The following is a 23,477-nucleotide window of genomic DNA, read 5'->3' on the forward strand; positions in this document are numbered from 1 at the left end:
CAAATAATAATGAAGTAAATATAATTATTATATTCGGGTGATATTATGGAACCAGAAAATGGATTATACACTGAAAAATTAGGAGAAGAGCTTAAAAATAGAATGGCATGGTTTAGAGAGGCTCTTCAAGATGAAACAAAAAAAGATGAGTTACACGAGAGTATACAGGGTTCTGAAATACTTGTAAGGCTTGAAATATTTCTCCCCTCAGATAATCCCCAAGAATTCGTTGATGGGCTTTATTTGTACATTGATAACAGTGGAAAAATTGTAGATGCCGATTATTATTTCCGGGATACCTGTAATGGAGCAGTAACCAGATTAGAGGATGATGATCTTCAAATTGTAAAGGATCTGTTTCAGGATGCATTTTCACTGGAAATAGAATAAAATTTGAAATTAAACTTATTTCCTTCTTTATGAAAAAGCAGGTATGTTTGGCTATTTTAAATTGAAAACATAACCTATAACTTAATATATAATAAAAATGTTTTTAATTTTTTTAAAACCAGCTATTGATATAAATTCTTAAAAATATATAGATTAATATAGAAAAAAGAACAAAAATATATCCCATCTGGGTTTTGTAAATGCTAAAAAAACATTGAAACTCATTAAATAATTTGCTGGAAGTTAACTTAATTTTGATCATATAAAATCCTGTTGATCAATGATTGAACCAGTATGGAGGATTACAATGCGTAGTTTTGAAAAGCTGACTTCTCTTAAGGATTATATTCCATTAAAAAGAAGAGAAACAGCAGGAAAAAACATAGGACTTCTTGTAGATGGTCCTAATATGTTAAGAAAGGAATTCAGCCTTAATCTTGACATTGTAAGGAAAATTATATCTGAATATGGAGATATGAGAGTTGGAAAAGTTTTGTTAAACCAGTATGCTTCAGATAAGCTTATCGAGGCAATTGTAAATCAGGGTTTTACTCCAGTAGTTGTCGCAGGAGATACTGATGTTTACATGGCTGTTGAGGCTATGGAATTGATTTATAATCATAATATTGATGTTATTGCTCTTATGACTCGTGATGCTGACTTTTTACCAATAATAAATAAGGCCAAAGAAAATGGAAAGGAAACAATTGTGATTGGTGCAGAACCTGGATTCAGTGCAGCGCTGCAGAACTCTGCTGACCATGCAATCATACTTAATCCAGAAAATGATAAAGGAAAATCCAAACATGGCACTGATTTGAGGGAAGAAAATGCTTATTAAGTCTTCTGTAGATGAGGTAAAAAAGAGGGAAAATTCACTGCGGATAATAAATTCTATTTTAAAAAAGTGGGGAAGAGAAGATTTTTATGATTTAACCGGTCTTGCTGGAGGATTTAAGCTAAGCAATGAAGATATGGATCTTCTTGAAACTTATGCGGGCCCTGCAATATTTGAAGATCAGCTTCAGGATGCTGGAAAAAAGCACCTGGGAGGAGAAAAGGTACTTGCTTTTAACCGCACTACTTCTGGAATACTTGCAACTATTTTAGCCCTTGTAGGGAAAAATGATGAAGTCATACATTACCTGCCAGAGCTACCATCACATCCTTCAATACCCCGAAGCCTGGAACTTGTAGGTGCATCTTACGTAGAATATGATAACATAGATGATTTTAAACTTCACGAGAACACCTCCCTTGTGATAATAACAGGTTCTACCATGGACCATCAAATAATTAAAGAAGAAGAATTTTCAAAAATTATAATACTTTCAAAATCCAGAGGAATCCCGGTGTTTGTTGATGATGCCTCAGGTGCAAGACTAAGGACAGTGCTTTTTAAACAGCCTCGCGCCATGGACATGGGTGCAGATATTGTAATAACCAGTACTGATAAGCTGATGGATGGACCAAGGGCAGGACTAATGTCTGGAAAGGAAGAATTAATAGATTTAATTAAATCTAAATCACAACAGTTTGGACTTGAAGCCCAGGCATCCACCATTGCTGGAATAATAAAAGCAGTGGATAATTTCAGTGAAGATAGAATGTTAGATGCATTTAAAAAAAAGCATGAAGTATTTAAAGATTTAAAAAAGAATATTCCAAGTATCAGGGAAACTCCAACTGGAATTATGTTATCTGCAGAAGATCTGATGGATGAATTAAGGAAAAAAGGTATAGAAACAGAAGTTACATCCAAAGATGTAGCATGTGTTTTTGCAGTTCTTCTACTTAGAAATTACCATATTTTAACAATACCTGCTGTAGGAATGCCTGGAGCATCTGCAACACTTCGAATAGACCTGGCATCAAAGGATGCCCAGCATGTGGATGCTGACTATATTGTTAAGGCTATGGTTGAAACATTTTCGCATCTTGAAGAAATTGTTAACTATGAGCTTGCATGCAGGACTCTTTTATTTGAAAATGGTCTGTAATTTTATATCGATTGATTTTTAAAAATTAGTGGTTTTTGAAGATGCAAATACGTAAAATTTTAATCAGGTGTTTAAAATTTCATGCTTGAAGAATGATCAACCTTTTCTAAGGTTGATAAAAATAGATGGATCTTATGGGGAAGGTGGAGGTGCCATTTTAAGAAATGCGGTAGCTCTTTCAGCTTTAACCTCAAAATCAATACATATAAATAATATACGTGCAAATAGGCCAAAATCAGGCTTAATGCCTCAGCATCTAAATGCTGTAAATGCAGTTGCACAATTATCCGGAGCTGAATGCAGTAAGCTAAATATAGGCTCTGATGAACTTATTTTTAAGCCAGGAAATATTGAAGGAGGCAAATTTGAAATTGATATAAAAACTGCTGGAAGCATTACCCTTGTTCTTCAAGCATTCATGATCCCGGCAGTATTTGCAGATTCTCCAGTTGAAATCATGATTAAAGGTGGAACTGATGTTAGATGGTCTCCTTCAGTTGATTATTTACAGAATATAACTTTAAAAATACTGAAAAAAATGGGATATACTGCAAAAATGGATATAATGAGTAGGGGCCATTATCCACGTGGCGGTGGCATTGTAGATGTTAAAATTAAACCTGCCCGAAAATTAAATCCTGTAAAACTTATTGATCTAAAGTTTGATAAAGTTAAGGGAATATCTCATGCAGTAAATCTACCAGAACATGTTGCAATCAGGCAGGCAGAAAGTGCAGAAAAAGTGCTTGAAGCCGGAGGAATTGAATCTGAAATTGAAATTGAACATTCTAATAATGCTTCAGGGCCTGGATCTGGAATTGTTCTTTGGAGTGACAATGATATTCCTGTTGGTGGAAGTTTTATTGGTGAGCGAGGCTTAAAAGCAGAAAAAGTTGGAAAAAAAGCTGCAGAAGAAATCCTATACCACATATCCAAAGGTGCAGCTTTAGATAAATACATGGGCGATCAGATTATCCCATATATTGCAATTGCAGGAGATTCAGAGGTTAAAACAGCAGAATTAACTCTTCACACTGTTACAAATATTTATGTTGCAGAATTGCTACTGGAGAAAAAGTTCAGTGTTAAAGGTCAAATTGGAGAAGTAACAACCATTATTATTGATTAAATGGAAAAAACCCCTAATTATTGTTATTTATGGAAATTAAGTTAAAAATACTTCATTTATCGCGCTAAATCAATTATCATTACCAGAAATGGATCAGAAGTTCATGATAAAAGTCAAAAATATTTAGTAATTAACCATATTAATCTTTAAATTCATTTAATCAATATCTAAACTATCAAGAAATTATATTAGTTCCCATCAAATTATTAATAAAAAAAATATGAAATTCAGCTTAATTTCATGTAATCTATTGAATACTCCTTAAAACTATCCACTATGCCAGAAGAGATACAAAATGAAGGAAAGATTGAGAAAATCTGGAATTGACATTAGTGGAGACGTGCCATGGGGGACGCACTTTTGCCAGTTCTTTCAAACTAAAGAAGACCTGATTGATATTCTTATTCCTTACTTTAAAGCAGGGCTTGAAAACAACGAATTCTGCATGTGGATTACAGCAGAACCACTCTTAGAAGACGAGGCAAAAAATGCACTGCAAAAGGCCATTCCAGATATCGATCGTAATTTGAAGCAAGGACAAATTGAAATCATTCCCTACAATGATTGGTACACTAAAGGAGGCAGTTTCGATTCAGATAGAGTTTTGAATGGCTGGATTGATAAATTAAATAACGCTCTTGAGAAAGGTTTTGATGGTTTAAGACTTTCTGGAAACACGTTCTGGCTTGAAAAAGAAGACTGGAACGATTTTATTGATTATGAAGAAGAGATAGATAGTGTTATCAGCAGATATAAGATGATGGCCCTTTGTACATATTCACTGGAAAAATGCACAGCAGCCGAGATTATTGATGTGGTTAATAATCATGAGTTTGCCCTTACAAAGCGTGAAGGAAAATGGGAATTAATTGAAAGTTCTGATAATAAACAGATAAAAGAAGCAGCTATTAGAGCCCAAAAGGATTGGGAGCAGACGTTCAATGCTGTACCTGATTTAATAGTGCTACTCGATGATAATCATAAAGTTATTCGTGCAAATAAATCTATGGCAGAGACTTTAGGCCTAACACCTGAAGAATGTGTTGGTTTAGAGTGCTATCGCGTAGTTCATGGGACAGATGAACCACCCTCTTTTTGCCCGCATAGTAAATTGCTTGAAGACGGATGCGAGCACATTGCAGAGGTTCATGAGGATATTTTAGGTGGTTATTTTATTGTCAGCACATCACCGTTTTATGATACAACAGGGAAACTTACAGGCAGTGTTCATGTTGCGCGTAATATTACTGAGCGTAAATATGCTGAAACAGAGAAAGAAGAGCTTCTTAAAGAATTACAGCAGTTTGCTGAAGAGTTAGAAGCTTCCAATGAAGAATTAATGAAAGCACGTGTTCATCTGGAAGAAAAGGTTAAAGAACGTACAAAGGAAGTTTATAATGAAAGGCAGCGATTATTTGATGTACTGGAAACGTTGCCTTTAATGATTTGTTTGTTGACGCCTGATTATCATGTGGCTTTTGCTAATCATGCTTTTCGTGAAATGTTTGGAGAGTCTCATGGTCGACGTTGCTATGAATATCGTTTTGGTAATAAAGAACCTTGTAAATTTTGCGAATCATTTAAGCCTTTGAAAACTGGTAAACCGCATTATTGGCAGGTTAAAATCCCAGATGGCAGTATACTTGACGTTTATGACTTCCCATTTACAGACATCGATGGTTCACCATTAATCCTTGAAATGGATATCGATGTTACCCAACAAAAGCAAGTTGAAAAAGAGCTTAAATTAGCAAGTTCATATAACCGTAGCTTGATTGATGCTAGTTTAGACCCTCTGGTTACAATTGGCCCTGACGGAAGAATAACCGATGTAAATACAGCCACAGAACAGATTACAGGATATTCTCGAGATGAATTGATTGGTACAGACTTTTTAAACTACTTTACAAACCCCCAAAAGGCTGAATCTGGATATCAAAGAGTGTTCAGGGAAGGTGAAGTTCGAGATTATTCACTTGAAATCAAGCACAAAAACGGACAATTAACTCCAGTTTTATACAATGCTTCAATTTATAAAGGTGAATCTGGAGAAGTTATTGGAGTTTTTGCAGCTGCACGTGATATAACAGAAATAAAACAGGCAGAAAATCAACTAAATAGAACAATAAATGAATTAAAACGTTCAAATAATGAATTGCAGACTTTTGCTTATATTACAAGTCATGACCTGCAGGAGCCGCTGCGCACCATTGCAAGTTTTGCCCAGTTACTGAAAATACGCTATAAAAACAGGCTTGATCCTGATGCTGACGAGTTCATCGACTTTGTAGTGGATGCTGCTAAACATATGAAAAAAATGATTCAGGGTTTACTTGATTATTCAAGAGTAAGCGCTCAAAGATATGAATTAAAACAGGTAAATAGTGAAAAAATCCTGAATACAGTTTTATCTAATCTTCAACCTACAATTGAAAAAAATAAGGCCCAGATTACCCATGATAAACTTCCACTGGTGACTGCTGATGAAACACAGTTCATTCAACTTTTCCAGAATCTCATTGGAAATGCCATCAAATTCAAAAAAGAAGATGTTCCACCAAAAATCCATATATCATGTAAAAAAGATGATGAAGGTAAATATATCTTCAGCGTGTCTGATAATGGTATTGGAATAGAACCTCAGTACCAGAACAGAATATTTGAAATTTTTAAACGCCTTCACACCATAGATGAATACAGAGGTGCTGGTATTGGTCTTGCAATCTCAAAAAGAATTGTAGAGTGTCATGGAGGCCGTATCTGGGTTGAATCAGAATTAGGGAAAGGTTCCATATTTTATTTTGTTCTACCCATTGATTATAGTATTTTTTAATGAAAACAAAAATTATATTTAAATATAAGGGGTTTAGCCTTATCCAAATTTAGTTGGTTGTAGCATGGTTATGAAAGCTTATTTTTTTGTATTTTTAATATCAGTTAGCGGGTTTTTGTAAAAGTGCAGTTTTATTTTTGTTTGTGGATGATTTAATTCAGAATTAAACCGATAAATTTAATACTAAGGAAGTATACGCTTCATATTTGTGATAAAATGAAATATCTGCTGATCTATGACCAAATAGGCTCCAGGTGGATGTTGTTGAGTGAAATACTTAAAATCTATCAAAATTCATAGAATTTTGATGTTGATGGCCTCTCCAAATGGTAAAAAATGGGGGGGGTTAAAATAATTTCGGACATCATAATTCGAAGAATTATGTTAACTCCCATCTATGTCCAGTTCTATGTTCAGTGGTGGTTCCTGGAACTCTAACCCACCTGGATCTCCATCTAAATTTCCATTTACCTCTGGATTTATACCAGGATCTGTACCATCTTTTAACCCATCTCATAACAGGTACGCTAACAGAGTAAGTGTAAGCTACCTGACGGTAAACATTATAGGTTTCACTGTACACTGAGGAGTTAGTTCCCCTGCCATCTTGAGCAAAGAACCTGAGAATGGTAGTTTTGACAAAGTTTAATGGTGCGGTGTATATTGCACTGGCATTTGTTGGTGTGGTTCCATTGGTTGTGTAGAAGATCTTTACAGGACTAAACCCTCCAGTTGATGTTAAGTTAACAGTCACATTGTTATAATAGTTACCTCCACGTGGACTGGCTGTGGCAGTTGGTGGAACAGCAATCTGGTAGGTTTCATTGTACACTGGAGAATATGTTCCTTTATTGTCCTGTGCGATGAATCTGAGAGTAGTAGTTGTATTGAAGAACAATGGCGCTGTATATTGTGTGCTGGTGTTTGCTGGTGTGCTTCCATCAGTTGTGTAGAAGATCTTTACAGGACTAAACCATCCAGTTGATGTTAAATTAACTGTTACGTTGTTGTAGTAGTTACCTCTGGTTAGACTGGCGGCGGCGGTTGGTGGTCCTCTCAAGCTGATGTGCATTATTTCAAAGATATTGGTGTTGTCCATCCTTCCGGAGACTCGTTCAGCCCCAGGACCAGTGGCCATAATCGGCACATCAACAGCGGTGTGATGATTACTGGTCCAGACACCACCGTGCGGATTTGGAAGATTATCCATATCCTTGATTGGAATTGCTCCTGCTGGCGGAAACTCGCCATATGGCCATTCCACGGCCATGCCACCACAATCGTGATCTGAGGTTACAATCACCAGGGTGTTGGGATTCTTTTTTTGAAAGTCCAGAGCAACCCGCACAGCTTCATCGAAAGCTATCGTATCATGTATAGTCCTCACCACGTCATTTGCATGGTTTGAATGGTCAATCCTGGCCCCTTCCACCATGAGGAAAAACCCATTCACGTCCTGGCTGAGGTATTCAATTGCTGCCCTTGTCTTGTTTACCAGGTGCGGTTCATTAGGGGATTTTCCCGCCCTGTCGTATTCATAAGCCATGTGGCTCGGGGCAAAAAGGCCGAGGATCTTTGTTCCATTTCTAAAAAGGGAGGTCATGTTAAGATTCATCAGCTCCTGGGCAGTTTGGATTACTTGATACCCTTGTCTTTGGGCATCATCGAGCAACCCGTCGTCAGCCATTGCTTCTGATTCGTTCAGCCCCTGTGCCATGAGTCTCGCCACTGTCCTGTGGGAGCCATTAACTGTATCATCAGTCCAGTACCTTGAGCCTCCACCCAACAATATATTGGGTTTGGATTCGTAGATATAATCGGTGGCGATATCATTCCAATTGTCCCTGTCTATGGTGCTGGCCCCAAAGGCAGCTGGAGTGGCATGGGTTATCTCGGACGTGGTCACAAGCCCGGTTGATTTTCCAAGGTCACGGGCAGCTATATCAAGGATACTCTTTAGTTCGGTTCCGTTTGGTAGCATAGCAATCACATCATTGTTGGTCTTCTGTCCGGTAGCTATGGCTGTTCCAGCCGCTGCTGAGTCGGTAACCAGACTGTTTAGGGAGTGGGTGGATACATATCCACTGTGCTCCAGTGTATCCATGGTCAGGTTTCCATTCGGCCCGACTTTATAAACCCTGGCGGCAGTTAATGTAGCATGGCTCATACCATCGCCGATGAGCAGGATTACGTTTCGTGGGGTAACATTTGAGCTATTTCCTGCTAATGGATGTATAGACGTTGAATTCACTGTTTGTATTGTCTGTTGGTCTCCTGTACCTCCTGCAAATACAGGACAAGCGCCAACCATTACTACTGTGGCCACTATTATTCCAATTATTCCAATAATGTATTTTGAATTCATATTTTTCACCTCTTTTTAATTTTTTTATGTGATCACATGATTTCTTAGTTCACATATAGCATCATATAGATCACATATAGCATAATATATAACAAATTCTATATAAAATTTATTAAATGGATAAAAGTAGAAATCTTTATTAACCGATCAAAACAAAACCTTTTTTTGATGGAGGATTTAAAAAAATAAATAATATATTAATATCTAAATATAATTAAATAATAATATGATTTGGGGTTATGGAATATCCAGTTATAAAGTCATTACTCCTGAATTTCTCTATCCATCATCCATAAATGTGTGCCAAATGCCAGTAAAAGAGAGTGGATATAAAACAAAATCTATTTTCAATTAGAACTTATGTCAAAATGTTCTTTTTAATTGATTCACATGTCTGCATTCTCCAGAAATGATCTTTCTAAGAGAACCATCCCTGAGCTCTAAAATTAATGCACCTTCTCTATTTACACCTACAGCTTCGCCCTTAACAATTTCAGTACCTTTTCTAATTTCTACGTTTCTTCCAATTGTTTTTGAGTATTTACGCCACTTTTGGAGTATTTTTTGAAAATTTCCATGGTTAAATTCGCTGTACATTTTCTCAAAGTTTTCAAGGAATTTTCTAACGAGCATCATACGGGATATTTCTTTTTCCAGTTCACTTTTAAGGGATGTTGCATCTTTTCTTAATTCAGGAGGTATTAATTCCAGATCAACATTAGCATCTATTCCAATTCCTGCAATAATATAATCGATGGAATCCTTTCCAGTGTTTATCTCGGTTAATATTCCACATACTTTTTTATCTTCTATTAAAATGTCGTTAGGCCATTTAATGCCTACGTCAAGCGGGTATTCTTCTTTAATGGTTTTTGCAGCCGCTACACCTGCTGTAAATGTTAATTGAGGAGCATTTAGGGGTAAAGCATCGGGTCTTAGAATTATAGACATCCATACTCCTCCAAGAGGCGAAATCCATGGCTTTCCACGCCTTCCTCTTCCTTTTTTTTGCATTTCAGCTATTACAACAACACCTTCTGGTGCACCAGCTTCTGCTAATCTCTTTGCAACCTGGTTTGTTGAATCAACTTCCCTGAAATAATGAATTTCTTTTCCAATATAACTCGTATTTAGAGCATCTTTGAGCTTGCGGGGTAATATCAGTGTTAATTCTTCTTTAAGCAGAACTTCATTTTTGGGTGAATATTCAATTGTATATCCTTCATCCAGCAGTGATTTAATGTGTTCATGCACACCTGACTCTGGAATTTCAAGCTGTGAAGAGATTTCATCAATAGGAATATATTTACCCTTTTTCTCATAAAGTGTTTCTAATACTTTATTTTTCATTTTAACACCTTTAATTATCTGGATTTTTTGAAATTAAATTTGTCATGTAACTATTCACAGCCGCAGAAACTGCTGCAACCTTTGGAGAAGGTTTAAATGTTGATCTAAGCCTTGCAGCTCTTTTTGCATCTGCTTTAATTACTTCTGCCATGTGTCCAATGATTTCCTCACGATGCTGGTCCACAAAGTGGGTGTGAAGCTTTCCCTCTCTAAAATGTTTACTGAGCATCATTGATTTGTGGAAAGGTATGGTGGTTTTAACTCCAAGGATAATGTATTCATTTAATGCTCTTCTCATACGGGCTATAGCTTCATCCCTGTTCATCCCATGTGTAATGAGCTTTGATATCATGGAATCATAGAATGGAGGTATGGTATAGTTCATGTAAACTCCACTGTCAACCCTTACCCCAATTCCTCCAGGTGAACGATAACCAGTTATTTTACCAGGATTTGGAGCAAAATCATTCAATGGATCTTCAGCATTTATCCGGCATTCTATAGCATGCCCTCTAACTGTAATGTCTTCCTGCATGCAGCAGATTTCTTCACCAGAAGCTATTTTAAGCTGCTGTTTTACGAGATCTATCCCTGTTACTACTTCTGTTATCGGATGCTCCACCTGAATACGTGTATTCATCTCGAGGAAGTAATAATCTCCATTTGAATACAAAAATTCCACTGTTCCAGCGTTTGTGTATCCTATAGAAGATGCAGCTCTAACTGCAGCCCCTCCCATTTCTTCACGAAGCTCTTCAGTCATAATAGGTGATGGGGATTCTTCAATCAGCTTTTGATGTCTTCGCTGGATGGAACATTCTCTGTCTGCAACGTGGACGGTGTTTCCATGCTCATCTGCAAGGATCTGGAATTCAATGTGCCTGGGCTCTTCAACATATTTTTCAATGTAGATAGTTGAATCTCCAAATGCAGAGGCTGCAACCGACTGCGTGGATTCGATGGCACGCACAAGTTCGTCTTCTTCGTAAACTGTACGCATTCCAATCCCTCCACCACCAGCAGATGCCTTTACAATGACTGGGTATCCTATGGATTCTGCAATATCAACTGCTTCGTCAAGCTCACTTATTCCTTTAGCAGTTCCTGGAACTACAGGTACTCCTGCAGATTGCATTAATTTTTTGGACTCAATTTTACTTCCCATAGCTTCTATAACAGATCCTTTAGGTCCAACCAATTTGATTCCATGTTTTTCACACTCTTCTCCAAGCCGGGCATTTTCGGCCAGGAACCCGTATCCTGGATGGATTGCTTCAGCACCGCACTTCTGTGCAGTATCAATTATTTTTTCAATGTTTAAATAGCTCTCTGATGGGCTTGACTTTCCTATATTATAAGCTTCATCTGCATATTTTGCAAAAAGTGAGTTTTTATCAGCATCTGAATATACGGCAACACTTGAAACCCCCAGTTCTTTACATGCTCTCATGACTCTTATTGCAATTTCACCACGATTAGCAATCAGGATTTTGTTAAACATAACTATCGCCTCTAAAATTTGTAGAAGTTTAAAATGATTTGAATACTGTGAATTGATTTATTCTAATTATAGAATGACTCATTATCATTATATTGATTTTATATTAATTTATCTTTGATCATATTATATTTACAAAAATAAGTGCAATGATCAAAAGATAGGATGCTAATCGATGAGTAAAAAACCAAAAATTACCAAAAAAAGACATATTGAGATGATACTCCAGCAGATACCTCCTTATAAATCTCCAAAAGTTCATCTGGAACAGTATACGACACCTTCAAACATAGCTGCTGATCTTCTGTGGAATGCCCATTTTCTTGGGGATATAAAAGGTAAAAAAGTTGTTGATTTAGGCTGCGGTACTGGTATATTTACGATTGGGGCAGCTATACTTGGGGCAAAGGAGGTTATTGGGGTTGATGCCGATCCAGAGGCAATAGGGATTGCAAGGGTGCAGGCATCAAAAACTGGTGTTGATAATACAACAGAATTCATTTTGGAAGATGTTCAGAATTTTACTCAAAATGCAGATACAGTTATTCAAAATCCTCCGTTTGGGGCACAGAAAGCAAAAAGAAAAGAAGCAGATAGAATTTTTATGAAAAAAGCCATTGAAATCGCTCCAGTTGTATACTCATTCCATATGGCGGAAACAGAGGAATTTGTGGAGAAATTTTTTAATTCATTGGGCGGCCAGGTAACTTATAAATTTTATTATAGTTTCCCTATACTTCGTATTTATCATTTTCATGAAAAGGAGAAAATAAACATTGATGTGGTTGTACTGCGGATTCAAAGGACTAAGAAAATAAAATAAAAAGTTTAAATTACCATATTTTTATATATAAATAAATCCAAATAATAAACCAATATTTAATATACAAAATATTAAATAACAGTAAATCATAAATCATAATAAAAAATTAGGGTTGAATCAGGAGTATATCTTTAGTATTTATATACAACTTCTACTAAATCTAAAAAGGTTGTACACTACATATATAAAAGATAGAAAACAGATAGTGGAAAATGGAACAAAAACATTTATCCATTTTTATACCTGCCTCAATAACTGCTGAGACCAATGATTTAAAAATAAAAACTTACAAGGTAGGTTCAATTGGTAGATCTGCAGCAATATTCAGGGCTGACCAGATTGTTGTTTATAATGATAATTCAGATAGGAAAGAGGTAAAGTTTATTAGTGATGTTCTCACTTATATGAATACCCCTCAATACCTTCGTAAAAAGGTATTTCCAATCTCAAGGGAATTAAGAAACGTGGGAATTCTTCCACCACTTAGAACTCCCCATCATCCTACAGATGAACCAAAAGTAGGTGATTATAGACAGGGATTCACCATAAAAAGGACAAAGAAAGGTACAATAGTTGATATCGGAGCGGATAGGCCTGCACTTTGCCCGGAAAAACTCAGCATAAATAAGGTATTCAGCTTCCGTGTTACGAAGCTATCAAAAAAAGACATATTAATAGAACCAGATAAACCCGACTTTTACTGGGGTTACAAGGTTTTATCTACTTATAAGGATTTGTATGAAAGCATACAGGAAGTTAAACCAGACGTTGTTATTGGTACTTCCAGATGTGCAGAGCCCATCACTTCTATTTTAGATGAAGTAAAACACAGGATAAAAGATGCCAGACATCTGGCTATTTTGTTTGGTGGTCCTTATTCAGGCTTGCATGAACTTATTCAGGGCCGAAAAAATATAATGGATCTTGAAGTCAATACAGTCCCCTCACAGGGAACTAAGACTATAAGAACAGAAGAAGCTGTTTTAATAACTTTATCTGCATTTAATCTACTTTTAGATTAAATAACCTGGAAAAACTGAAAAATTGTAAAGCAACCTTTTAAAAAAGGTTGATCAAAACTTTTGATGGAAAAATTGTAAGTAAGGAGGTAAATTAGAATGACCAGACATCACCAACCACGAAAAGGATCAGTTGCATTTTCTCCTCGAAAGAGGGCATCAAAGCAATCTCCCAGGATTAAATCCTGGCCTCAAGTCGATAAAACGGGGTTACTTGGCTTTGCAGGGTATAAAGTGGGAATGACTCATGTTAAATTGACTGACAACAGGAAAAACTCCCCAACTGAAGGGATGGAGATTTCAACTCCAGTAACCATACTTGAAGTTCCCCCTGTTACTGTAATGGGCATAAGAGCATATACAAAAACCACCAGTGGTCTAAAAACCATGATGGATGTTATGGCCAGTGAATTAAGCAAAGAGCTTTTTAGAAAAATACCACTACCTGAAGAATATGATACTGATTCTAAACTATCTGAATTAAATGAAAATATTGATGATATTTTTGATATCCGCGTTTTAATACACACCAACCCTAAGAATGCCAGCGTTCCTAAAAAGAAACCAGAAATAATAGAGTGCGGTCTTGGGGGTGCTACAGTTTCTGAAAAGCTTGAATACGCTACAAACATTCTTGGAACTGAAATAAATGTAGATGACGTTTTTTCTGATGGAGAACACATTGATTCTGTAGCTATCACCAAAGGAAAAGGATTTCAGGGCCCTGTTAAACGATGGGGGGTTAGAATACAATACGGAAAAGCTGCAAGAAGTAGTAAAGGAAGACATGTTGGTTCATTAGGTCCATGGTCACCAGAGCGAACAATGTGGACAGTTCCACAGGCTGGACAGATGGGATATCACAAAAGAACAGAATACAACAAAAAAATTCTTAAAATAGGGAACGCTTCTGAAGCAGATTCTGTAAATCCTGATGGAGGGTTCGTTAAATACGGTCTTGTTAAAAACAACTTTGTAGTGGTGAAAGGATCACTACCGGGTCCAACAAAAAGGCTTGTAATTTTAAGAAAAGCGATGAGACCTCACAGAAAGCATGACGACGCACCAGAAATATCACACATCTCAACTGCTTCAAAACAGGGAGTTTAAGGCTTAAATTCAATTTTATGTTCGAATAATAAAAGAGGGATATTGGATGAAAAAGATCAAAGTTTATTCACTGGAAGGAGAAGTCATTGATGAAATTAGACTTCCTGAAATTTTCAATGAAGAGTACAGACCAGATATCATTAAAAGAGCAGTAATCTCATCACAAACCGCAAGAATTCAACCATGGGGTACTGATCCTATGGCTGGGAAAAGAACAACTGCTGAATCTTATGGTTCTGGCCGTGGTGCAGCTATGGTGCCTCGTGTTAAAGGGAGCAGACATCCAGCAGGTTCAAAAGCAGCTTTTGTACCTCAAGCTGTAGGTGGTAGAAGAGCACACCCTCCGAGGGCTCAAAGGATTATTCATGAGAAAATTAACAGGAAAGAAAGGAGATTAGCCATCAGATCAGCAATAGCTGCCACTACAAATCCAGAACTCGTAGAAAGCAGAGGGCACAGAGTTGAAAATGTGCCTCAGATTCCATTTGTAGTTGATGATGAACTGGCTAAAGTTAAAAGTACCAGAGAAACAAGGGAAATATTCAAAAATCTTGGAATAATGGATGATATAGTCAGGGCTAAAACAGGTAAGAAAATAAGAGCTGGAAAAGGTAAAATGAGGGGCCGAAAATACAAAGTGCCAAAAGGACCCCTAATAGTTGTGGGAGAAGACAAAGGTATAAGTCTCGGTGCAAGAAACCACCCTGGTGTTGATATTGTTTCAGCTGAAAACCTGAACGCTGAACTTTTAGCTCCAGGGACTCATGCAGGAAGATTAACAATATACACAAAATCTGCCATTTTAAAGTTAGGCGAATTATTCCAGTAAAAAAAGGACGTGTGAATATGGATCCTTATTCAATAATTAAAAGACCACACTTAACAGAAAAAACCATGAATGCAATTGACCAGAAAAACGAGCTGACATTTGTAGTTCAAAGAACAGCAGATAAGTCTCAAATTAGGAATGCATTCGAAGATCTTTACGCTGTTAAAGTGAAAAAGATAAACACTCAGGTCACTTCAAAAGGCTTAAAATTAGCCTACATAAAGCTGGCTGCAGAGCACAGCGCAGAGGATATAGCAGTTAAAATGGGAGTATTCTAATACTCGTATTCAATCTAATTTATCCGCAAAGGCCGAATGGTCATGTATGGAGGAATATTAAATGGGAAAACGTTTAAAATCACAGAGAATGGGAAGGGGAACTCCAACCTATAGGAGCGCATCCCACAGATTCAAAGGAAAGATCGAATACCGATCATATGACAGTATAGAAAAAGAAGGCAGCTTAAAAGGAAAAGTTGCAGATATTATTCATGATCCTGGAAGAAGTGCACCGGTTGTGCTGGTGAAATTTGAAAATGGTGAAAAAAAACTGGTTTTAGCTCCAGAAAGCATCCAGATAAATGATGATATAGAATTTGGATATGGAGCACCGATAAAACCTGGAAATGCATTACCGCTTGCTCGTATTCCTGAAGGTACGCCTGTATATAATCTTGAAAAAAATCCAGGGGATGGCGGAAAATTCGTCAAATCATCTGGAACTTACGCTTCTTTAATAACTCATGATGTAGGAAAAGCAATTGTTGAATTACCGTCTGGAGAACTAAAAGCATTCGATCCTGCCTGCAGGGCAACTGTTGGGGTGGTTGCTGGGGGCGGAAGAAAGGAAAAACCATTCCTTAAAGCAGGAAACAGATTCTACGCCTTAAACGCGAAAGGTAAAAAGAATGTCAGTGTTAGAGGGGTGGCAATGAATGCAGTAGATCACCCACACGGCGGTGGAAACAGACAGCATCCAGGAAGGCCAACCACAGTTTCAAAACACACCCCGCCTGGAAGAAAAGTCGGTTCAATTGCTGCAAGAAGAACAGGAAAGAGAAGGTAATTAAGATATTAAAAAAGGGATAATTAAAAGAGTTTAAATAAGGAGGCGACTAATTGGCTAGAAAAGAATTTATGTATCGCGGTTATACGCTAGGAGAGTTACAACAAATGCCTTTGGATAATGTTATACAGCTATTTCCATCAAGGCAGAGAAGGTCATTAAAAAGAGGTTTTCTCCCAAGACAGAAAAAAGTGCTTGAGAAAATCAGAAAACTTAAAAAGGATGGAAATAAGGGCGGAAGACCAAAAGCAATTAAAACTCACTGTAGAGACATGATTGTACTTCCAGAAATGGTTGGAGTAACCTTTGGAATTTATAATGGAAAAGAATTCACAGAAGTGACCATACAACCTGAAATGATCGGATGTTACTTTGGAGAATTCGCACCTACAAGAAAGCGAGTAGAACACGGAGATCCGGGGATGGGTGCTACAAGGTCATCTATGTTCGTACCTCTTAAATAAGGAGAGAATACAATGGCAAAAATTAACTACGCTTTTACAGATGAGGGAAAAACAGCTAAAGCTCTTGGGAGATCCCTGAAGATCTCTCCAAAACACGCTGTTGAGATATGTAACAGGATAAGAGGAATGAAGGTAGAAAATGCCAGAAATTACCTTGAAGACGTAATTGAAATGAAAAAGGCAGTCCCCTTTAAAAGACATAACAAAAAGGTAGGTCACAGAAGAGGTTTAGGAGGATGGCCAACTGGCAGATACCCGGTAAAAGCAGCATCCCATATCCTTGATGTTCTTAAAAACGCCGAAGCTAACGCTGAATACAAAGGAATTGATAGCGAAAATCTCAAGATAATACACATATCAAGTCACAGAGGATACGTTATAAGGGGATGGACTCCCAGAGCATTTGGAAGAGCAAGTCCATTTAATACACCGACTACCCATATACAGATAGTTCTGGGGGAGGCATAGATTAGATGATTGAAAAAGATTTTGTTACAGAAGGGCTTAAAAGGACAAGGATTGATGAATACCTTGAAAATGAACTTGAAAGAGCAGGTTACGGTGGAATGGAAATTCAATTAACTCCTCTGGGTACTATGATTGTTGTCTATGCAGAACGTCCAGGAATGGTTATAGGGAGAGGTGGAAAAACTGTCCGTAACATCACCCAAACCCTGAAAACAAGCTATGGGTTAGAAAACCCGCAGGTAGAAGTTAAAGAAGTTGACGTTCCTGAACTAAACCCTAAAATAATGGCTCATAAGATTGCGGCAATGCTGCAGCGTGGAATGCATTTTAGAAGAGTGGCATACACTGCACTTAGAAGAATAATGGGTGCCGGAGCACAGGGTGTTGAAGTTACAATATCTGGTAAAATAAGGGGTGCAAGGTCTGCAACCGCTAAATTCAATGATGGGTACATCAAAAAATGTGGTGAACCATCTACAAGATATGTAAAGGAAGGATTTGCAACAGTTCAATTAAAACCTGGAGTTTTAGGAATATATGTTAGAATCATGCCTCCAGGAATGGTTTTACCTGATAAAGTAGATATATTAAAGGTTGCAGTTGAAGAAAGTGAAGCTGATGCAATTTCTAAAACTTTGGAAGTAGAAGAAGTGGAAGAGGTTCAGGATCAAGAAATTGAGGACACAGAAATCACCGAAATAGTCGAGGAAATCGAAGAAGAAGGTGAAGAGGATTCCATCACTGAAAAGTTAGAAGAAACAGCTGAGGAAGTAAAAGAAGCCGAAGAACCTGCCAAAGAGCCAGAAGAGATCACTGAAGAATCCGAAGAAGCTCAAAAAACAGAAAAGCCAGAATAATAGATGCATAAATATAAAAGGATGGAATAACATGGTAATATTAAGGAGCAAAGAAATACGTGAAATGGAAATTACAGACATCCAGAAGAAACTGGATGAACTTAAAGCAGAACATGCTAAAAATATTTCAAAAAGTTCTGCAGCAGGAGTTTACGAAAATCCTGGGCAAATCAAGGAACTTAAAAGAACAATTGCACGTGTCCTTACCATAATGAACGAAAAACAGAGGGAGAAATAAAATAAATGAAAGTCTGTGAGATATGCGGTCTTCCAGAAGAACTTTGCGTCTGTGAGGAAATTGCTCGTGAAATACAGAAAGTCAAAGTATACACAGTTAGAAGACGATTTGGAAAGCTTATGACTATAGTGGAAGGTATAGATGAGCATGATATTGATATAAGGGAACTTACAAAAGAACTAAAGAATAAATGCGCCTGTGGAGGGACAGCTAAAAAAGGTCAGATCGAACTTCAAGGGGATCATAAACGGAAGGTCAAACAGGTTCTGGCCAATATGGGCTTTTCTTCAGATACAATAGAAATAAGATAAAAAGATGCTTCCAGAGATATCGCAGAGTCTAAAATAATAGACTGCATAAGTAAGTAGACAGGACTTTCAAAAGAAATGATAACTCCAAAAAATATATTCCGTCATGAGCTTGTGGGACTTCCAGTTAAGGTTGTAGACAGCACTCATGAAGGATTCATTGGAATAAAGGGAAAAGTTGTAAATGAAACTAAAAACACCCTCCTGATTCAAGAGGGAGATGAAGCCGAAAAGCTGGTTCCCAAAGGAGATGCAACTTTTCATTTTAATTTGCCTGACGGCACTGTAATTGAAATCGAGGGTAAGATTATCATTGCTCGCCCTGAAGATAGGATAAAAAAGAAATTCAGGAAATATTGGTGATAACATGGTAGGTATTGACGTTCCAGAACCTAAAGAAAGATGTGAAGATCCTAACTGTCCTTTTCATGGGACTCTCCGAGTTCGAGGCCAGATATTAGAAGGAATAGTTACAAGCAACAAAGCTGAAAGGACTATCACAGTAGAGAGAAGTTTTTACAAGTTCATACGCAAATACGAAAGATATGAAAAAAGAAAATCAAAAATAAAAGCACATAAGCCCGACTGTATTCGGGTTAACGCCGGTGATGCAGTGAAAATTGCAGAGTGCAGACCTTTAAGTAAAACAAAACAGTTTGTGGTCATAGAAGTTAAAGGAGATAGATAAGATGAAAGCTATCACTTCAAACGTAACAAGAGTTTTACCTATAGGTGCCAGACTCCACTGTATCGACAATACTGGTGCAAGAGAAGTTGAAATTGTGTCTGTTAAAGGATACAAAGGTGTAAGAAGAAGACTTGCAACAGCAGGAGTCGGCGACATGATCATAGTTTCTGTTAAGAAAGGGACTGTAGATATGAGAAAAGAAATCATGACTGCAGTGGTTGTAAGACAGAAAAAAGAATACAGAAGGGCAGACGGCTTAAGGGTTAAGTTTGAAGATAATGCAGCAGTTATAGTAAGTCCAGAAGGTACTCTTAAGGGTTCTGAAATAAGAGGTCCGGTTGCTAAGGAAGCAGCTGAAAGATGGCCCAGTGTTGGAAGTGCTGCAAGCACAATAGTTTAATATGGTGATAAAATGTCAAAACAACCAAGAAAACAGAGAAAACTTCTTCATAACGCACCATTACATGTACGACATAAATTAATGAGCGTTGCTTTAAGTAAGGAGCTCAAAGATCAATACAAAAGAAGATCAATCCCTGTTAAAAAAGGCGATACAGTGCAAGTAATGAGGGGCGATTTTAAAGACCACGAAGGAAAAGTGGAAAGGGTAGACCTTAAAAACTACAGGGTCTTTGTAGAAGGTGCCTCAGTACAAAAACCAGATGGAAATATGGTTTACCATTCCATGCATCCATCCAAGCTTGTTATAGTGGAACTGGATCTGGATGATGAGGAAAGAAACGAAATAATGGAGAGAGGATAATATGGCAAAGATGGGATCAAGAAAACATCTCAAACGATATAAAGCACCAAAACACTGGCCTATCCATCCGAAAGAAAATAAATGGACTGTTAAACCAAATGCAGGTCCTCATGCTATAGAAGAATCAATACCATTGCTGATTGTAGTTCGTGATATTTTAGGAGTTGCTGATAACTCCAGAGAAGCAAAAAGAATTATAAACAACGGAGACATCCTTGTCGATGGTAGAATCAGAAAAGACTACAAATACCCTGTTGGCTTCATGGATGTAATCGAAATACCCAAAACAGAAAGTGTTTACAGAGTCCTTCCCGATGAAAAAGGTAGATTAATACTTCACCCCATACCTGAAGAAAACAGGGAATTCAAACTCTGTAAAATCACAGATAAAACCACAATAAAAGGTGGTAAAACTCAACTTAACCTTCATGACGGTAGATGTCATCTTGATGATGAATACAAAGTGGGAGATGTAATTATTCTTAAAATTCCAGACCAGGAAATCGATGATGTAATAAGCTTTGAAGAAGGTACAATTGGCCTTATAACTGGTGGAAAGCACACCGGTGAAATAGGCAGGATTAAAAAAATTAACATAACCAGATCATCCATGCCCAACACTGCCCAAATGGAAACTGAAGATAAAAAAACATTCCTTACTTTAAAAGACTATGTTTTTGTAATAGGTAAAGAAGAACCAGTAATCACACTTCCTGGAGGTAAATAGATGAATCCGATGGAAGAAGTTAAAATCGCAAAGGCAACAGTTAACATAGGTGTTGGTGAAGGTGGAGAAAGACTTGCAAGGGCTGAAAAGCTGCTTGAAAGTATAACCGGCCAGCAACCTGTGCGTACATATTCTAAAGTAACAAACCCTGAGTTTGGCATAAGAAAAGGGCAGCCTATAGCATGTAAAGTTACATTAAGGGGAGAAAAAGCAGATAAAGCCGTTAAAATGATACTTGATGGTATTGAAAACAGGTTAAAATCAAGACAGTTTGATGCCCAGGGTAATGTCTCATTTGGAATAAATGAACATATAGACATTCCAGGAATGCGTTATGACCCAGATATCGGCATATTTGGAATGAACATTTCCATAACCTTCGAAAAACCAGGTTACAGGATAAAAAAAAGGAAAATAATGCGGAAAAAAATTCCAGTTAAACATACCGTAACTCCAGAAGAAACCATGGAGTATATGAAGGAAAATTTCCAGGTTAAGATAAAATAGGTCAAGGTGATAATTTGACAAGAAAATATGGAAAAGCATCAAGGGAATGCAGGAGATGCGGCGATCACTCTGCGCTCGTTAGAAGATACGGGCTTAATTTATGCAGGCAATGCTTCAGAGAACTTGCACATAAAATAGGATTTAAAAAATACAATTAAGAGGTGTTATCAGTGCTTATGGATCCTCTAGCAAATGCGCTTACCAACATGAGAAACAATGAAATACAGGGAAATAAAAGATGTAAAATTTCACCTGCATCCAAAATGATTGGACGTGTTTTAAGAACAATGCAAAAGGAAGGATACATCGGTGAATTTGAATTCATCGATGATAACAAGGCTGGACAGTTCATAGTGGAACTTGAAGGAAATATTAACAAATGCGGTGTTATAAAGCCAAGACACGCAGTAAAAAAAGATGAATTTGAAAAATTCGAAAAGAGGTATCTGCCATCTAAAAACTTCGGGATCATGATATTAACCACACCAGAGGGAATCATGACACACAAAGAAGCAAAAGATAATGGAATCGGTGGCAGGCTTCTGGCATACATTTATTAAGGTGATAAAATGGTTGAAGCAGCAGTCCTTAGAGAGGAAATACCTATTCCTGAAGGTATAGATGTCAGTATTGATGGCGGAATAACTGTAAAGGGATCAAAGGGAGAGCTCAAAAGGAAATTTAACTATCCAGCTATTACCATAAAAAAGGAAGATAGCAATGTAGTATTGAAGGCTAATTTTCCTAAAAAGAAAGATAAAGCAATGCTTGGAACTATAAAATCTCACATTAATAACATGATTACAGGATTAACAGAGGGATTTACTTACAACATGAAAATAGTTTACGCTCACTTCCCTATGACTGTAAAAGTTAGCGGGGACAAAGTTACCATAGAAAATTTCCTTGGTGAAAGATATCCACGTACAGCAAAGATAGTTGGAAGCGCTAAAGTTCAGGTAAAAGGTGATGAAGTAGTAGTCACTGGCATAAACAAGGAAGATGTTGGTCAAACAATGGCCAACCTGGAACAGGCCACCAAAATAAAGGGAAGAGATCCAAGGGTATTCCAGGACGGAATATACCTTGTAAGCCGGGAATAAGGCGGTGAAAAGATGAAAAAACCAAATTTCAAAAGACAGGAATGGTTTAGATACAAGAAGCTTGGAGAAAAATGGAGGAAGGCAAGAGGAAAAACCAGTAAAACCAGAAGATACGAAAAAGGAAAACCGGCCATGCCTTCAATTGGTTACAGGTCTCCAAAAGCTACAAGAGGGCTTCACCCATCTGGATTTCAGGATGTACTTATTTGCAGTATCATGGAACTTGAAAAACTTGATCCAGCAACACAGGCAGGTAGAATAAGTGCTACAATTGGAAAAAGGAAAAAGGAAGTAATGCTCACAAAAGCAAAAGAATTAGGAATCAAGATCCTAAACAGAGGGATTTAAGTATTCAATGCAGGGTGCTTAAAGTCAAACCTTTAAGATTTGCAACATCTGTTGCGTTAATATCATATAAAAATCCGTCCTGGATTTTTATGTTTTGATCCACCTTTTAGAAAAAGGTGGAAAGGAGGTTTCTCAATGAATCTTACTACTCAAAAAAGATTGGCTGCAGATATACTCAAAGTCGGGGAAAACAGGGTATGGATAGATCCTGAAAAAACAGAGGAAGTATCAAAAGCCATAACTCGAGAAAATGTAAAACAATTAATAAATAGCAGAGCCATAATGGCAAAGCCCCAGAAAGGCATAAGCAGTTACAGGTCAAAGAAAATAGCTGCACAGAAGAAAAAAGGAAGAAGAAAAGGTCATGGTAGTATAAAAGGGGCTAAAGGAGCTAGAAACCCTAAGAAAGAAAAATGGATGACTACCATAAGAGCTTTAAGAACTGATCTTAAATATATGAGAGAAAATAGGGAAATTAACAGAACTACCTACAGAAAGCTCTATAAGATGGCAAAGGGCGGTGCTTTTAGAAGCAAATCTTACATGAAAACCTACGCCAGGGATCATGATCTACTCAGGTAGATAAGGAGGAATT

Annotated in this window: 30 protein-coding genes; 27 read left to right on the forward strand and 3 right to left on the reverse strand. The window is 37.2% G+C overall.

The window, feature by feature from the left end; genetic code table 11:
• Positions 1–45 precede the first annotated feature (45 nt).
• From PQ963_04980 to PQ963_05000, 5 genes are all read left to right on the forward strand, one after another.
• Entirely contained in the window at positions 46–390 is a 345-nt protein-coding gene (locus tag PQ963_04980; GenBank protein MEN4029020.1) for a hypothetical protein, read from the forward strand.
• Between the two features lie 307 nt (positions 391–697).
• Complete coding sequence (locus PQ963_04985) at positions 698–1,231, forward strand: TIGR00288 family NYN domain-containing protein (GenBank protein ID MEN4029021.1); 534 nt, start codon at positions 698–700, stop codon at positions 1,229–1,231.
• Entirely contained in the window at positions 1,221–2,390 is a 1,170-nt protein-coding gene (locus PQ963_04990) for a TIGR03576 family pyridoxal phosphate-dependent enzyme (GenBank protein ID MEN4029022.1), read from the forward strand. Before PQ963_04985 ends, PQ963_04990 begins: the two co-directional genes overlap by 11 nt.
• 85 nt (positions 2,391–2,475) lie before the next feature.
• Positions 2,476–3,519 (forward strand): RNA 3'-terminal phosphate cyclase, encoded by a 1,044-nt coding sequence (gene rtcA / locus PQ963_04995; protein MEN4029023.1) that lies wholly within the window; start codon positions 2,476–2,478, stop codon positions 3,517–3,519.
• 295 nt (positions 3,520–3,814) lie between these two features.
• Entirely contained in the window at positions 3,815–6,352 is a 2,538-nt protein-coding gene (locus PQ963_05000; GenBank protein MEN4029024.1) for an MEDS domain-containing protein, read from the forward strand.
• A gap of 379 nt (positions 6,353–6,731) precedes the next feature.
• Here PQ963_05000 and PQ963_05005 read toward each other — a convergent pair whose 3' ends face one another.
• The 3 genes from PQ963_05005 to PQ963_05015 all read right to left on the reverse strand — a co-directional run bounded on the left by PQ963_05005 (position 6,732) and on the right by PQ963_05015 (position 11,568).
• On the reverse strand, positions 6,732–8,717 hold the full coding sequence (locus PQ963_05005) for an alkaline phosphatase (protein MEN4029025.1): 1,986 nt from the start codon (positions 8,715–8,717) through the stop codon (positions 6,732–6,734).
• Positions 8,718–9,080: 363 nt separating this feature from the next.
• Entirely contained in the window at positions 9,081–10,067 is a 987-nt protein-coding gene (locus PQ963_05010) for a biotin--[acetyl-CoA-carboxylase] ligase (protein MEN4029026.1), read from the reverse strand.
• 10 nt (positions 10,068–10,077) lie between these two features.
• The gene (locus PQ963_05015; protein ID MEN4029027.1) at positions 10,078–11,568 is read right to left on the reverse strand and encodes an acetyl-CoA carboxylase biotin carboxylase subunit; all 1,491 of its coding nucleotides are present in this window, start codon (positions 11,566–11,568) and stop codon (positions 10,078–10,080) included.
• A gap of 172 nt (positions 11,569–11,740) precedes the next feature.
• Between PQ963_05015 and PQ963_05020 the strand changes: the two genes are divergently transcribed.
• The 22 genes from PQ963_05020 to PQ963_05125 all read left to right on the forward strand — a co-directional run bounded on the left by PQ963_05020 (position 11,741) and on the right by PQ963_05125 (position 23,464).
• Positions 11,741–12,388 (forward strand): METTL5 family protein, encoded by a 648-nt coding sequence (locus PQ963_05020; protein MEN4029028.1) that lies wholly within the window; start codon positions 11,741–11,743, stop codon positions 12,386–12,388.
• Between the two features lie 212 nt (positions 12,389–12,600).
• Positions 12,601–13,410 carry a putative RNA uridine N3 methyltransferase gene (locus PQ963_05025; protein MEN4029029.1) on the forward strand — a complete coding sequence of 270 codons (810 nt, stop codon included), beginning with the start codon at positions 12,601–12,603 and terminating at the stop codon, positions 13,408–13,410.
• Between the two features lie 96 nt (positions 13,411–13,506).
• Positions 13,507–14,517: a 50S ribosomal protein L3 gene (gene rpl3p / locus PQ963_05030; GenBank protein ID MEN4029030.1), complete on the forward strand. Its 1,011-nt coding sequence runs from the start codon at positions 13,507–13,509 to the stop codon at positions 14,515–14,517.
• A 46-nt stretch (positions 14,518–14,563) separates the two neighbouring features.
• Complete coding sequence (gene rpl4p, locus PQ963_05035) at positions 14,564–15,346, forward strand: 50S ribosomal protein L4 (GenBank protein MEN4029031.1); 783 nt, start codon at positions 14,564–14,566, stop codon at positions 15,344–15,346.
• Positions 15,347–15,363: 17 nt separating this feature from the next.
• On the forward strand, positions 15,364–15,624 hold the full coding sequence (locus tag PQ963_05040) for a 50S ribosomal protein L23 (protein ID MEN4029032.1): 261 nt from the start codon (positions 15,364–15,366) through the stop codon (positions 15,622–15,624).
• A gap of 61 nt (positions 15,625–15,685) precedes the next feature.
• A complete protein-coding gene (locus PQ963_05045; GenBank protein ID MEN4029033.1) occupies positions 15,686–16,411 on the forward strand; it encodes a 50S ribosomal protein L2 in 726 nt (241 codons plus the stop codon).
• 53 nt (positions 16,412–16,464) lie between these two features.
• A complete protein-coding gene (rpsS, locus tag PQ963_05050; protein MEN4029034.1) occupies positions 16,465–16,875 on the forward strand; it encodes a 30S ribosomal protein S19 in 411 nt (136 codons plus the stop codon).
• Positions 16,876–16,887: 12 nt separating this feature from the next.
• Positions 16,888–17,343, forward strand: coding sequence for a 50S ribosomal protein L22 (rplV, locus tag PQ963_05055; GenBank protein MEN4029035.1), 456 nt, complete (start codon positions 16,888–16,890; stop codon positions 17,341–17,343).
• A gap of 5 nt (positions 17,344–17,348) precedes the next feature.
• A complete protein-coding gene (locus PQ963_05060; GenBank protein ID MEN4029036.1) occupies positions 17,349–18,200 on the forward strand; it encodes a 30S ribosomal protein S3 in 852 nt (283 codons plus the stop codon).
• A gap of 31 nt (positions 18,201–18,231) precedes the next feature.
• Entirely contained in the window at positions 18,232–18,438 is a 207-nt protein-coding gene (gene rpmC, locus PQ963_05065) for a 50S ribosomal protein L29 (protein MEN4029037.1), read from the forward strand.
• Between the two features lie 5 nt (positions 18,439–18,443).
• The gene (gene yciH, locus PQ963_05070; protein ID MEN4029038.1) at positions 18,444–18,749 is read left to right on the forward strand and encodes a stress response translation initiation inhibitor YciH; all 306 of its coding nucleotides are present in this window, start codon (positions 18,444–18,446) and stop codon (positions 18,747–18,749) included.
• A gap of 75 nt (positions 18,750–18,824) precedes the next feature.
• Positions 18,825–19,109 (forward strand): ribonuclease P protein component 1, encoded by a 285-nt coding sequence (locus PQ963_05075; protein ID MEN4029039.1) that lies wholly within the window; start codon positions 18,825–18,827, stop codon positions 19,107–19,109.
• A 4-nt stretch (positions 19,110–19,113) separates the two neighbouring features.
• On the forward strand, positions 19,114–19,434 hold the full coding sequence (locus PQ963_05080; GenBank protein MEN4029040.1) for a 30S ribosomal protein S17: 321 nt from the start codon (positions 19,114–19,116) through the stop codon (positions 19,432–19,434).
• 1 nt (position 19,435) lies between these two features.
• Positions 19,436–19,834 (forward strand): 50S ribosomal protein L14, encoded by a 399-nt coding sequence (locus tag PQ963_05085; GenBank protein ID MEN4029041.1) that lies wholly within the window; start codon positions 19,436–19,438, stop codon positions 19,832–19,834.
• 12 nt (positions 19,835–19,846) lie between these two features.
• Positions 19,847–20,197, forward strand: coding sequence for a 50S ribosomal protein L24 (rplX, locus tag PQ963_05090; protein MEN4029042.1), 351 nt, complete (start codon positions 19,847–19,849; stop codon positions 20,195–20,197).
• Between the two features lies 1 nt (position 20,198).
• Positions 20,199–20,924 (forward strand): 30S ribosomal protein S4e, encoded by a 726-nt coding sequence (locus tag PQ963_05095; GenBank protein ID MEN4029043.1) that lies wholly within the window; start codon positions 20,199–20,201, stop codon positions 20,922–20,924.
• Positions 20,925–21,431, forward strand: coding sequence for a 50S ribosomal protein L5 (locus tag PQ963_05100; protein ID MEN4029044.1), 507 nt, complete (start codon positions 20,925–20,927; stop codon positions 21,429–21,431).
• Between the two features lie 14 nt (positions 21,432–21,445).
• Positions 21,446–21,589 (forward strand): 30S ribosomal protein S14, encoded by a 144-nt coding sequence (locus PQ963_05105; protein MEN4029045.1) that lies wholly within the window; start codon positions 21,446–21,448, stop codon positions 21,587–21,589.
• An 18-nt stretch (positions 21,590–21,607) separates the two neighbouring features.
• Positions 21,608–21,991 carry a 30S ribosomal protein S8 gene (locus PQ963_05110; protein ID MEN4029046.1) on the forward strand — a complete coding sequence of 128 codons (384 nt, stop codon included), beginning with the start codon at positions 21,608–21,610 and terminating at the stop codon, positions 21,989–21,991.
• A gap of 9 nt (positions 21,992–22,000) precedes the next feature.
• Positions 22,001–22,534 carry a 50S ribosomal protein L6 gene (locus tag PQ963_05115; GenBank protein MEN4029047.1) on the forward strand — a complete coding sequence of 178 codons (534 nt, stop codon included), beginning with the start codon at positions 22,001–22,003 and terminating at the stop codon, positions 22,532–22,534.
• A 12-nt stretch (positions 22,535–22,546) separates the two neighbouring features.
• Complete coding sequence (locus tag PQ963_05120; protein MEN4029048.1) at positions 22,547–22,882, forward strand: 50S ribosomal protein L32e; 336 nt, start codon at positions 22,547–22,549, stop codon at positions 22,880–22,882.
• Positions 22,883–23,017: 135 nt separating this feature from the next.
• Positions 23,018–23,464: a 50S ribosomal protein L19e gene (locus tag PQ963_05125; GenBank protein MEN4029049.1), complete on the forward strand. Its 447-nt coding sequence runs from the start codon at positions 23,018–23,020 to the stop codon at positions 23,462–23,464.
• The last annotated feature ends 13 nt before the right edge of the window (positions 23,465–23,477 follow it).

It is taken from the genome of Methanobacterium sp., assembly GCA_039666455.1.
In the GTDB taxonomy this organism is placed as follows: domain Archaea; phylum Methanobacteriota; class Methanobacteria; order Methanobacteriales; family Methanobacteriaceae; genus Methanobacterium_D.